The organism is Thalassovita mediterranea (assembly GCF_001458435.1).
GTDB lineage: Bacteria > Pseudomonadota > Alphaproteobacteria > Rhodobacterales > Rhodobacteraceae > Thalassobius > Thalassobius mediterraneus.
In genome coordinates, this window is record NZ_CYSF01000004.1 from 1 (window position 1) to 11985 (window position 11985).

Here is an 11985-nt window from a genome sequence, read left to right on the forward strand (position 1 = left end):
ACACAATGAACCGTATCGTAACCGCATCCGCCGCCGCCCTGATCGCCCTGACCGGTGCCGCTTCTGCAATGACCTCTGACGTATCGGGCTACGACGCCGCTCAGATCCGCCAGTTCGCCCCGAACATCGACCTGAGCCTGGTTGACGCCGACGCCGTCGCCAAAGCCGCTTCGGTGATCGAGAACCTGGAAGACGACGACGCGTCGTTTGCCCAAATCCAGAACAGCGTTCGCCACGTTCTGACCAAGTAATCTGGTCCAAATAAATCCCTCGGGGGCTGAGAGGCCACAACGGCCTCGCCCCTTCCCAACGGCACCACCTCCCCATCGTGCCACACAAACCTGACTTAGGAGTTAAAAGCATGAACCGTATCGTAACTGCATCCGCCGCCGCCCTGATCGCCCTGACCGGTGCTGCTTCCGCAATGACCTCTGACGTGTCGGGCTACGACGCTGCCCAGATCCGCCAGTTCGCCCCGAACATCGATCTGAGCCTGGTTGACGCCGACGCCGTCAAGAAAGCCGCTTCGGTCATCGAGAACCTGGAAGATGACGACGCGTCCTTCGCCCAGATCCAGAACAGCGTGCGCCACGTTCTGACCAAGTAAGCCCCGCTTACCAGCCGACCCCACCTGTGGTCGCTGCTTCCACGACATACCAATTAGGGCCCCGATACGAGGGCCCTATAACTCCGGGGAAGTCGGTCCATCACTGGGCCGGCTTTTCTGCGTTTAAGGGGGCTTAACGCCCCCGTCGTTTCACATTTCCACCACGCTGGCCTGCGCGCCCGGCGGTGGAGCGGCCGCGTTTTTGGCTGGCCTCTTCAACCGCGGCATCGACAGCTGACTGGCGCGCCAACGGATCATCTGCGATGGCCAGATCGACGGCCTCCAGCCGTTTGACCTCATCACGCAGACGCGCGGCCTCTTCAAACTCAAGGTTTTCCGCCGCCTTGCGCATCTCTTCGCGCAGACCGTTGAGGTGGCTTTCCAGATTGGCGCCGTGCATCGGCTTGTCGATCTTGGCCGTGACGCGCGACTGATCTGTGTCGCCCTGATAAAGGCCCGCCAGCACATCTTCGACGTTCTTTTTCACTGTCGCGGGGGTGATGCCGTGCAACTCATTATAGGCGATCTGTTTTTCACGACGGCGCGAGGTTTCGGCCAAAGCCCGTTCCATCGAACCGGTGATCTTGTCGGCGTACATGATGACCCGCCCGTCCGCATTCCGTGCCGCCCGGCCGATGGTCTGGATAAGCGAGGTTTCAGAGCGCAGGAAGCCCTCTTTGTCCGCGTCCAAAATGGCGACCAATCCACATTCGGGAATATCCAAGCCTTCGCGCAAGAGGTTAATGCCGATTAGCACGTCAAAGGCGCCAAGGCGCAGATCGCGCAGGATTTCGATCCGCTCCAGCGTGTCGATATCGCTGTGCATGTAGCGCACCTTGATGCCCTGTTCGTGCAGGTATTCGGTCAGATCCTCGGCCATGCGTTTGGTCAGCGTTGTGACCAGCGTGCGGTAGCCGCCCGCGCTGACGCGGCGGATTTCGTCCAGCAGATCATCGACCTGCATGTCAACGGGCCGGATCTCAACCTCAGGATCCAAGAGGCCAGTCGGCCGGATCACCTGTTCGGCAAAGACACCGCCGGATTGTTCCATTTCCCATGCCGCTGGTGTGGCGGAGACGAAGACGGATTGGGGGCGCATCGCATCCCATTCCTCAAACTTCAGCGGGCGGTTGTCCATGCAGGACGGCAGGCGGAACCCGTGTTCGGCCAGCGTGAACTTACGCCGGTGGTCGCCACGATACATGCCGCCGATCTGGGGCACGGAAACATGGCTTTCATCGGCAAAGACAATCGCGTTGTCAGGGATAAACTCAAACAGGGTTGGCGGCGGCTCACCGGGCGCGCGGCCTGTCAGGTAGCGCGAGTAGTTTTCGATGCCGTTGCAGTGGCCTGTCGCCTCCAGCATTTCGATATCAAAATTGGTGCGCTGTTCCAGCCGCTGCGCTTCCAGCAGTTTGCCCTCATCCACCAGCTGATTGAGGCGCTGTTTCAGCTCTTTCTTGATCGAGATGACCGCCTGATTAAGCGTCGGCTTCGGTGTCACGTAGTGTGAGTTTGCGTAAACGCGGATTTTCTCAAACGTGCCCGTCTTTTCGCCCGTAAGCGGGTCAAATTCGGTGATCGTTTCCAGCTCTTCACCAAAGAACGACAGTCGCCAGGCGCGATCCTCAAGGTGGGCTGGGAAAATCTCTAGCACATCGCCGCGCACCCGGAACGATCCACGCTGGAACGCCTGATCGTTGCGCTTGTACTGCTGGGCGACCAGATCGGCCATAATTGCACGCTGGTCATACTCTTCGCCGGCCACCAGATCCTGCGTCATCGCCGAATACGTCTCGACCGAGCCGATCCCGTAGATACAAGAGACAGAGGCGATGATGATCACATCGTCCCGTTCCAACAACGCCCGCGTGGCCGAGTGGCGCATGCGATCGATCTGTTCGTTGATCTGGCTTTCCTTCTCAATATAGGTGTCCGATCGCGGCACGTAGGCCTCTGGCTGATAGTAGTCATAAAAGGACACGAAATATTCGACCGCATTGTCCGGGAAGAAGCCCTTGAATTCCCCATAAAGCTGCGCTGCTAGCGTTTTGTTTGGCGCCAAAATGATGGCAGGACGCTGGGTTTCCTCGATCACCTTGGCCATGGTGAAGGTTTTGCCCGTACCCGTCGCGCCCAGCAGGACCTGATCGCGTTCCCCATCGTTGATACCGCCGGACAATTCCGCAATTGCCGTGGGCTGATCGCCAGCGGGGGCAAATTCGGTCTGCATGACAAAGGCCTTTCCGCCCTCCAGCTTGTCGCGGGTGACGCGATCTTCGACACTGGTTTTGGCGACGGATTTGTCGGAATGGGCGTAGGGCATATCGCTCTCCTGATCGGTGAGGCTAATTTGGTCTCTTTTTGTTCTGGTTCAAGCATAAAGACAATGGGGGCAGGCCAGATCGCGCGTCAAATTGGTAAATGAATGGTTAATAAGAATATTCTTATGCGGCGAGTGACCCTTTGTTTGCGCAACCCTAGCAAACCAATCTGTATTTTTATTACTTTGGACCTTGCGTAATTTGCAACATAGTTGCGGTGCGTCGTGTTTGATGTTAACCTTTTCGGGCAAGTGCAAGGCTTGGCTGCCAGAAAAGCCGCACTTCACCCACCCCTCGCTCCCTGTGGTTGACTGGCAGCCAATGCTGAAAGGCGTCGTTCAGCAACGCCACGTCTTTACTTTGCGGTCGCGTACTGCCTCTGCAACACTTGCAAATTTCGCTCAATTTCCCGATAACGGCCCAAACGTGAGGAGTCGCTGATGCGTGCAAGAATCTACCAGCCCGCCCGTAACGCCATGCAGTCCGGCATGGGCAAAACGCGCCAGTGGGTTTTGGACTATGAACAGGCCGAAGCCCGTGACATTGACCCGCTGATGGGGTGGACCTCTAGCGGTGATACGCAAACTCAGGTGCGTCTGCGTTTTGACAGCAAAGAAGCGGCGCTAGAATACGCGGCTGAAAAAGGTCTGGAAGCCGAAGTGCTGGCCCCGCAGACCCGCAAGCCTAACGTCCGTTCGGGCGGCTATGGCGAAAACTTCGCCACCAACCGCCGCGGTCCTTGGACCCACTGAGGTTGTAAATCGGGGCAAAGTTGCCGCGGAATTGGGTCAAAGATCTCACGAAGCGATGGTTGAGATTTCGGAAAGAGCGCCTTTGGGCGCTCTTTTTTGTTTTTTTTATTAATGGGTTGTCTGTCGAGGGTGCGCCCGCGCCCTTCAGCATTCACGCGGCACGTAAGATGCGAGCGTTTGTCGGCGCTGCGCCACGTCTGTCATCGGGCGAAGTCTGCCTGTTTTGCAGCCCCAGTTGGGGGGAAGCTAACGGCCAGTGGTGGAATGAGGGAAATGCCTGATCCGCTCAGCCTTTAGCTGCGATTGTGGGAGGGGGCTGCGTAACCTGAACGTCCGCGCAACCTCGGAACTGAAGCTGGCAAAGGCAGAATACGTTGCTGCGTTTGTTTCTCGTGACAACATAAGCTGAGTTCTGAGGCACAGGAAGGAAAGGGCGGGAAGCATGCGTAATTGGGCTGACCCTGCACTTTGGTCGAGCTCCCGATAGGATCTCAGCATAGCTGTGAACAAGGGAGACAGAAAATGGAATATTATGTTGGATTAGATGTGTCGCTTCGGTCCTGTGCGATGTGCATCGTCGATAACAAAGGCAAGGTTTACCTTGAGCGAGAGCTGCCATGCGAAGTCGAGGACATCGCCGACTGTCTCGCAGCTTTTGAGCACCCAATAGAACGCGTTGGTTTTGAAGCCGGAGCAATGAGCCAACATCTGTTCTTTGGCTTGCAATCAAAAGGCTTTGAAGTCGTATGCATGGAAGCTCGGCAAGTAAGTGCCGCCTTATCTGCGATGCGAAACAAAACCGACAAGACAGATGCAAAGGGCATTGCCCAAATCCTACGAACTGGCTGGTTCAGTCCCGTCCATATGAAGAGCCGGGAAGCCCACGGGCTGAGGGCGCTATTGAGCACGCGTAAAGCTTTGCTCAAGAAGACAATGGATCTGGCCAACGAGGTTCGGGGCCTGCTGAAAATCTTCGGCGTACGATTGCCCCGAACAGTGAAACACGGGTCTTTTGATGGCTTGGTAAGGCCGATGATCGAGATGGATGACGTCCTTGCGCATGCGATCATTCCATTGCTCGACGCGCGGGCGGTCTTGTTCCAACACTACCTCGAGCTGGATCGACGCGTGAAACGTGCGGCGTCTCAAGACGAGGTTTCCATGCGCATGATGACCGTTCCAGGTGTTGGGCCAATTGCAGCGCTGACATTCAAGGCGGCAGTTGATGATCCAAACCGCTTCAAGCGTTCGCGTACAGTTGCTGCGCACTTTGGTCTGACGCCAAGGCGCTTTCAGTCAGGGGAGCACGACAATCCTGGCCGAATATCGAAGGCAGGAGATCGAGATGTTCGTGCTACTCTTTATGCTGCTGCCAACGCATTGCTGATGCGAACGATGGCAGGGTCACAGATTAAATCATGGGGCATGCGGTTGATGCGCACCAAAGGTCGCCGACGCGCTGTTGTTGCCGTCGCCCGCAAACTTGCCGTTCTGCTCCACCGTATGTGGATCGACGGCAGTGAATTCCGTCAGGAACAAGTTGGAGGCACGGCATGAACAAGTAGCCTACCACCTAACCTGACGGGATCGTCCAATCCGGACGAGGTTCGTGGACGAAGCCGAAAATGTCTGCTGCGCAACTTGAAGCGCGCCGGAAAGCGGGGCTCTCCACTTCCAATCCGACACATGCATGCAGCGGCGCCATTTCGAACGCCAAACCAGACTGCGAAGAGAAGCGTGACCCGGACATACGATCCTTGATCATTCAAAAGAAGGAAAACGAGCTTGACCCAGACACCCAATTAGAGAAGCGGCTATTCTCTGCAAGTGCGAATGGATCGGGTTGAAACTCTAAAAGCAGTCATTCGCAATAGTCGCAATTTATCGGACTAACACGCTGAAGAAAGAGGTGCCCCGTTCAAACGCTACCGGCTATCGCTTTCAGATTCCTCTTCAAAATTTGCTCGACTTCGAACTGAGGAAGTCGCCAGATACCAGACAACGCGGAAACCGCCTTCCAGGAATCAACTGGCTGCAACGGCCTAGAATTATCGGTCGCAAACGGACCATCGGTTTCGGTCAGCATTCGGTCTTGGGGAATAATTGAAGCAATTTCTCTCCCTTTTTTTGTCCGCAGCATTGCAGGGCCGCAGCTAAACCAACAACCAGCGCCAATCGCTCTTTGCAGTTGTCCTGAACTCCCGCTGAACCAGTGTAGAACTGGTGTACCTGCGGCAGGTTCTCTCGCAAGTGCTCCAAGAACATCGTCCACTGCGCCCCTGCTATGTATCGAGAGAACGCGCCCTCCGTTGTCAGAAGCGATTTTCAGAATTGAGCTAAAAACTCGCTTTTGGGCTGCATGTGATTTCCGCCAACGAGGGGAGCCATCAAGGCCGATTTCCCCAAAATACTTTGTTTTGCCAGCAAAATGCTCAAAGAGTGGAAGTTCAGTCTGTCGTTCTTCAGCTAACTCTGGGTGCAAACCCAATGCAGTTCTGATGCGCTTGCCCGCCGAGCACATTTTGTTCGTCTGCCTCCAAGCTTTGGGTGTGGTGGTGACGCACAATACGTAAACGCCTGACGCTGCGGCGTCCTCTATCGCTATTTGGGGATAACGATAGAGATCGAGATGGCAATGAAAATCGATCACAAAGCTAGACCGCTATCTGAAAGAAACTGGCCGACTTCAATTTGGCCGCGCCTGTGAACATCCAGCAGAGCGCGTCGTCTTTGCTGAGTAATAGGCATTGGCCCAGCTTGCAAAACCCAGCTTTCTAGATTGCGGGAGTCTAGCCTTCTTATTGCGGTCATCATTGCTACCAGATCACCACGGTGATTTTCATGATCTAAGACCAAACTCAAATCATCGCTAGTGTAATCTGTCTGGCCATCGATGTTGCCTGCGTAGAGAGCTGCGCGGCGGATCAAGCAAGGTACACACCGTCCACATTGCTTTCCTTTGCGCTTCCACTTGCCGCACGAAATTGTATCGGAGGCAAGGCCTTGAAACAGTTTACTATCTTGTAGCGGTGCTGCCATTTCGCCTTTGGTTTTCTGTTCAAATGGGTTTGAAATTTCGGCGCTTATGCCGACCTTGTCGAAAACTGACTGCAATAGGTTAAATTAGTGTGGGTGGGTCGTTCGGGTGCTTTGAGAGCCCGTTCGTCTCGGTGTCAGGGGAGCTTTCAATGCAATCAATCCATTCTCTGGCACAAGAAGGCTTACTTTACTCCCCGAGAACTTCTGTCTCAGATCACATACAAGGGCTGCAAGTGCTATGAACAAAAACTGCGGGCGCGCATCGAGTCTTCAGATGTTCTAGATGACGTCGTCCAGATGTTCACCGAGAGGTGTTCAAGCTGTTTGGGTAATCGGCTTGCGATATCGTTCTGAACTTCCTGATCGCCACGATACCCATGTGAAACAAGAGTGGGTTTTCTGCCTTCGGCTAAAGCCTGAATGGCGTGGATCGTGCTATCTAGACCGCCAGAAAATAGCGCGACACAATCACCTTTTTGCAAGCCAAAAGATCTCTTATAGCTGTTCAACTCAGATTTTATCGGAGGTTCTTTGCCTCCACGTTCAAACTCAAATGACCAGACATCACCGCTCAGAAAATTCAAGGTGGCGGCTAATTCGGCTTCGACTTTGCGCCACGGTTCCGGCCATGCAAGAGGAAGCCTGACGATGATTTCCCTGGACCAATTTGTTTCGCTGTTTGAACGCAAAACAAACCTATCTGCTGCCGTTTCGGCAAGGGCAATCGAGATCAAATCTACAACTCTAGTTGAGGGTTGAACGCCGAACCGATGAAAGAGATCGGCAACTTGTTTGCCAATCGCAGCACTCCCAGGTTTTGGGGCAAACCCACCATACAAATGAACATGCAGCTCTTGTGCACTTGTGACGTCTGGCACCTCGCTAGGGTCAAGATAGAAATGGCAACGGGTCATTCTATTTGCTCCCACTCAGACCAGATGTCCCGCACAGCGTTCTTTTGGATTTCGTCTATTTGATCTCGTGTCATGTTTTGTGGACCGCTAGATAAGGCCGGGCCAAGATGTTTGTCCACAGAAGCATGAATTATGTCGAACAGTTCATTTTCGGCTTCAATCGTTCTTGAGCTATCCTCTGCCTTCCCCCACGCGTCGCCAGCATCATTCGTAATCTCTAAAAACAGAGTTTGCGTAAAGAACTCTACCAAGACAGCAATTAGCTCGTCAGATTCAAGACTTGTCGGCTCAAATGTGTCTGTATCAGGTAACGCTTCCGCCAATGCCTCTTGAGCTGCCACACGGATCAGTTCTGCGTCTGCATTGTCAGGCGTCAATTCGAGAGCAATGATCTCGATTGCCTGAGAAAGCGGTTTGCCCTCCAATTCACGGAAGTCGGTCTCGGACCAGGCTTGTGCGTCTCCGCCCCCCGTAGATCAGACAAAATTCCGAATAGAGAACCACCAGCAGTATACGCGGGCCCAAACCGCCTTGGCGCAACGTCGCTCCCTCCGGTCGAGTCTCTGGCATACTTTCCCAGTGCCGAGGAAAATGACCCACCACCGGACCTGGATACGGCTCGCCCGAATTCAGTTCTGAATCCCCTAAACCTTTGCTTTCCAGGGTTTGGTAGCGGTTTTCCAGGGTCGGTATCGGCGTGCGCCGGAACTAAAGGACTCCTGCCATTGCGTCCTTTAGAGGAAGCTGAAGTGCCCAATGTCTTCTCCTAAAATTATTCATTCCACCACGTCTTGTCTTTCACCATGGTCGAAACCCAAGCGGGTGTTTTTTCCAGTTGTAATGATTTAAAGAAACGAACCAGCGCTGCCGCAGCCTCTTCCGATCTGTCGGCCACCAGAACTGCTCCACGGAACTCACTGCGAGTGCGTTTCCAATTTGTATCTTTGCGCATTTCTTCAATGATTGCTTCCATGACGGGTAAGAACTCGGAGCCTGATAGCGTAGCCAGAGCCGTTTTTGCGGAAGGTGAGTTAATGGTTCGAACTTGAATGAGCGTCGAAACAGCATCTTGTGCGCTGGAAGACATCGAACCTGACTTTTGCCGAACAGAGACTGTTTCTCGAGACAAATACACCGCAGGCCTAAGGTCAGTGTCACCGAAGTGAGGCAGTAGTTTCGCCCAGTCTCGAATGAAGGCTTCATGCTTCTCCCAAGATTTGGGCAAGTTGGCAATTTCGTCGCCTGAACCCGCGGCTTCAAGCTCGGAAATGATACTAAGCTGCCCATTCGAGCTTTCATTTATGAGGTTGTGAAATCCCTCGGTTGCGTCAATGTCTGTACATCTTTCGAACAGGGCCAGTTTGGTAATCATTACCTCGTCTAAAGGCATCCCCCTACGCCGTGCTATACTTGTTCGCATTCGAACTACATTGAGCATGCGTTTGACTGTCCTCGGGTTACCTAAAACGCCGGGCGCGAGCGCAAGAAGTGGGGCAATTCTGTCCGCCATTTCTAGCGAATTAAGCAACTCAGGTGAGGCGTCGACCGCAGCCTCTTGCAAGGTCGAAGATGCCGTGAAATCCGAATCTTCTCTTCATGATTGCCGAAGCCTGTCAATTAGTGTTTTTCGAAATGCTTCGAGCTTTTCACTTGATAGGTCGGAGCGGTCAGCAAGAAGCAAAAAAGATAAGCTCGAATTTCCTGAATTCCTGCGCGTGGAGCCCTGATCGGAACCTGAATGAGTTTGTCAAGATAGTCGGTGACGTGACCTTGGGTCGGATTGTTGAAGTGCTGACTTACCGAATGGCGGATCATGTCTTCATCGGCCGCAACAATAAAGGCCGTCTGTGGCATAAACAAAAATAGCCTGACAGCTTCTAGTGTCTCAATTGCGTTTTTGGGAAGGCACCTATCTAAGTTGTCTATGAAAACGACCAGCGTTTTCCCGACGCTTTCCAACACTTCACCAAACTCTGAGCGAAATGCGTCAATCTCTTCTGGAGGTGCTTTGACTTGCTCAGGTTTCAGCAATCCTGACGCCTTATCTTGGATTTCGTTCCCAGCATCTTGAAGTTGCTTTAGTTCGTCTGCCCCAGCATCTCCGAAAACTACATTGGACAATCCTTGGAAGCCTTTTGTGATTACTCCAAAAGTTGGCATTCCTAGAGTGAGTGCACCGCCTTCCAATGCAAGGCTAAGCGCCCTCATTTTGTTGACTCAACCTAGTAGTGTTGCAGCCTTGCTCTTCATTGACTGTGGAGCTTCAGCGCAAAGTGCTTTCGATATCACGCCCATCAATGCGGCTCTTGCATTATCAAAGTCTTGGTATAGCCAAGCATCGAACTTGACGACTAAGAACTCATCTGGCCGCGCTGCTAGTTCCGTTTCTACCAGCCGCAAAGTGGAAGATTTTCCTGTGCCCCAACCACCAAAAACTCCAAGGGAAATTGGCAACAGTGATTTGTCTGACAACAGCTCAGAAGCCATTTCTGCTACTTCAGAGTAGTCCAAATAGTCTATGTCTGTTTCGGCATCAGCCCACATTTTTCGCTACCCAATACTCATATTATCGCTGTCTGCAGTCTCGGCTCTTCAACCTAAAGAAGTAAGGGCTTCAAAGCCAATTGAATTGATCGGAATTTTGACACTTTGGTTGAACTCGATTCATCTAGTGTACTGGATTCGAATTGGATTGGTGTTCGAACGCGTCCGCGTAAAACGGGTGGAAAATCATGGATTGGCGATCGGTCGCCTCTAATGTTCATGCTTTGGTAAAGTAAAGTTCAAACCGAATGTCCGATCATTCGAGCTGCGCCCCAGAATCGAGAACGTTCAATGAATGTCTCCTCCGGGCCGGATCGATGTTTGAGCATACGGGCCATCTAGGTGAGTTTTCAAAGGGCCTTTACTGTACTATTGTTGGTTCCACGAATCTCAATCTGGAAAAGGTGGCCAGTTGGGAGATGAACTACGAACTTTCCAAGCGGCACTTCGATGCCCTCAGAAAACTACGCGAAGAATGCGAATACGAGGATTCGCGCTGTGATGGGGAGTTGATATTTGTCCTTCGTAACAAGCTTTCGCCTGGTATCGGTGATAAAACGCTTTCTGATCTTGAAGGTTGGAAGATGATTGAGGCGGGCATCAACCAATGGTTCGGAACTCCCGGCTATCGCATCACAGAGCTCGGTCGGCAAGAGTTCGAAACCTTCCCGCAGAAGAAGGGTAGACCTAGGGCTAAACACAAGCTTAGTCCCCTACCTTCGCCCCTTGGGAAAGCGAAGGGGCGGTTTGATAGATAGTAATCAGGCATGTATTGGGCACTCAATCGGCTAGCGAATGAATGGCAGGCTTGAGAAAGCTGCATTGCAGCAACTGACCACGTGCTGGAAGACCGCATTGGGCCGACTATACCAAAGATAGAAGTTCATCCCATGCCGCCGAAATTTCCGGAATCGGGTTTTCTAAAAACTTTCGAGCTGAAGCGCGCAGCGGCGGCATAGTGGAGGGGTTCGCTTCTTCAACCGGCACGTAAGACACTAAGTCTTCAAGCAATTGCTTAGTATTGTTCGGCAGCATTCCGCCGCGTAGGCTGGGCAAGGAATCTGCGAAGTCGGAGCAGCCTCCGTCTCTGTCCTGGGCATCTTGGGCAAGGAGATGCTGCAGTGCACGGTCCTCCGTCGCAAAGATCCTATGGTTCTGTCTCTCGTGGAAGGTATTCAAGCTATAAGAATACTCGGACGCAAAGTAACAATCGCTTGCCGCGTTTCTGATGCCGGCGATCACCTTAGTAAGCGAGGAGGAACGAACTCCCTTAAGCAGTGATCTCCTTGGAACATTAAGTTTGGCTGGCTGGTCTGAAAAGTATAGCGCAAACTAGCGCATTGAACCTGGAGCGAGTGCCCCTCTTTCCTTAATTAAACTAAGGAAGAGTTCGAGTTTTTCATCATTGCAACGGGTGTCCGCACATTTGCGCTCGACAATGCCTGCGCACAAGCAAGCAAAAAGTTCGGCATTGAAACGTGCGTTTCTGGTGATTTCTTCTACCTGCGAAATCGGAATTGATACGTCGTTTGGAAGCGCCAACTGCCAGTCCGCAACCCGGCTGTCAACGGCGGAGTAAAATTCGGCCATTGTGGCGGAGCAAAAGTCGGCCATTTTGGGGCGAGCGCCTTGGAGCGTGCGGCCCTCATATAGCAAGCCCGGTCCAAGGCGCATTGGCCGTCAGGCCAATTCTGTGAGGTTCATTTGTTAGCGGCGGCGAGGCGGGCGCGGCTTTGATTGAGGCGGTAGCTTTCGCCGTTCATCTCGAGGATGTTGACGTGGTGTGTCAGCCGGTCCAGCAGCGC

14 protein-coding genes and 1 pseudogene are annotated in these 11985 nt (G+C 53.1%); 5 read left to right on the top strand and 10 right to left on the bottom strand.

The genetic code is table 11. The features are described 5' to 3' along the window. On the top strand, nucleotides 1–251 hold a 251-nt coding region (locus TM5383_RS16810), incomplete at its 5' end, for a hypothetical protein (RefSeq protein WP_197407355.1). Between the two features lie 110 nt (nucleotides 252–361). Further along, complete coding sequence (locus tag TM5383_RS02925) at nucleotides 362–607, top strand: hypothetical protein (protein WP_058317565.1); 246 nt, start codon at nucleotides 362–364, stop codon at nucleotides 605–607. A 133-nt stretch (nucleotides 608–740) separates the two neighbouring features. Here TM5383_RS02925 and uvrB read toward each other — a convergent pair whose 3' ends face one another. Next, on the bottom strand, nucleotides 741–2933 hold the full coding sequence (uvrB, locus tag TM5383_RS02930) for an excinuclease ABC subunit UvrB (protein WP_058317566.1): 2193 nt from the start codon (nucleotides 2931–2933) through the stop codon (nucleotides 741–743). A 438-nt stretch (nucleotides 2934–3371) separates the two neighbouring features. Here uvrB and TM5383_RS02935 point away from each other — a divergent pair, with 438 nt between their 5' ends. After that, nucleotides 3372–3683: an ETC complex I subunit gene (locus TM5383_RS02935; protein WP_058317567.1), complete on the top strand. Its 312-nt coding sequence runs from the start codon at nucleotides 3372–3374 to the stop codon at nucleotides 3681–3683. 522 nt (nucleotides 3684–4205) lie between these two features. After that, on the top strand, nucleotides 4206–5240 hold the full coding sequence (locus TM5383_RS02940; protein WP_058317568.1) for an IS110 family RNA-guided transposase: 1035 nt from the start codon (nucleotides 4206–4208) through the stop codon (nucleotides 5238–5240). 361 nt (nucleotides 5241–5601) lie between these two features. Here the strand turns inward: TM5383_RS02940 and qatD are convergent, their stop codons facing one another. The 7 genes and pseudogenes from qatD to TM5383_RS17145 form a co-directional block, all read right to left on the bottom strand. Further along, nucleotides 5602–6333 (bottom strand): Qat anti-phage system TatD family nuclease QatD, encoded by a 732-nt coding sequence (gene qatD / locus TM5383_RS02945; RefSeq protein WP_058317569.1) that lies wholly within the window; start codon nucleotides 6331–6333, stop codon nucleotides 5602–5604. After that, the gene (locus TM5383_RS16675; protein ID WP_143570346.1) at nucleotides 6330–6797 is read right to left on the bottom strand and encodes a 7-cyano-7-deazaguanine synthase; all 468 of its coding nucleotides are present in this window, start codon (nucleotides 6795–6797) and stop codon (nucleotides 6330–6332) included. The genes qatD and TM5383_RS16675 overlap by 4 nt, the downstream gene beginning before the upstream one ends. A gap of 161 nt (nucleotides 6798–6958) precedes the next feature. Continuing rightward, on the bottom strand, nucleotides 6959–7636 hold the full coding sequence (locus TM5383_RS16680) for an adenine nucleotide alpha hydrolase family protein (protein WP_143570344.1): 678 nt from the start codon (nucleotides 7634–7636) through the stop codon (nucleotides 6959–6961). Further along, nucleotides 7633–8085: pseudogene (locus TM5383_RS02950) on the bottom strand (Qat anti-phage system associated protein QatB); the annotation flags it as partial. The gene TM5383_RS16680 and the pseudogene TM5383_RS02950, both read right to left, overlap by 4 nt. A gap of 323 nt (nucleotides 8086–8408) precedes the next feature. Beyond that, the gene (locus TM5383_RS02955) at nucleotides 8409–9008 is read right to left on the bottom strand and encodes a hypothetical protein (RefSeq protein WP_143570342.1); all 600 of its coding nucleotides are present in this window, start codon (nucleotides 9006–9008) and stop codon (nucleotides 8409–8411) included. Nucleotides 9009–9253: 245 nt separating this feature from the next. Then, nucleotides 9254–9844, bottom strand: a complete 591-nt coding sequence (locus tag TM5383_RS17140; protein WP_082645374.1) for a KAP family P-loop NTPase fold protein — start codon at nucleotides 9842–9844, stop codon at nucleotides 9254–9256. Between the two features lie 9 nt (nucleotides 9845–9853). Further along, complete coding sequence (locus TM5383_RS17145; RefSeq protein ID WP_058317573.1) at nucleotides 9854–10180, bottom strand: P-loop NTPase fold protein; 327 nt, start codon at nucleotides 10178–10180, stop codon at nucleotides 9854–9856. A gap of 419 nt (nucleotides 10181–10599) precedes the next feature. On the opposite strand from TM5383_RS17145, the gene TM5383_RS02970 reads away from it, so the two are divergent. Then, complete coding sequence (locus TM5383_RS02970) at nucleotides 10600–10938, top strand: hypothetical protein (RefSeq protein ID WP_231725012.1); 339 nt, start codon at nucleotides 10600–10602, stop codon at nucleotides 10936–10938. A 574-nt stretch (nucleotides 10939–11512) separates the two neighbouring features. Here the strand turns inward: TM5383_RS02970 and TM5383_RS02980 are convergent. After that, entirely contained in the window at nucleotides 11513–11770 is a 258-nt protein-coding gene (locus tag TM5383_RS02980; protein WP_143570341.1) for a hypothetical protein, read from the bottom strand. 110 nt (nucleotides 11771–11880) lie between these two features. Next, on the bottom strand, nucleotides 11881–11985 hold a 105-nt coding region (locus TM5383_RS16685; protein ID WP_231725014.1), incomplete at its 5' end, for an ATP-binding protein.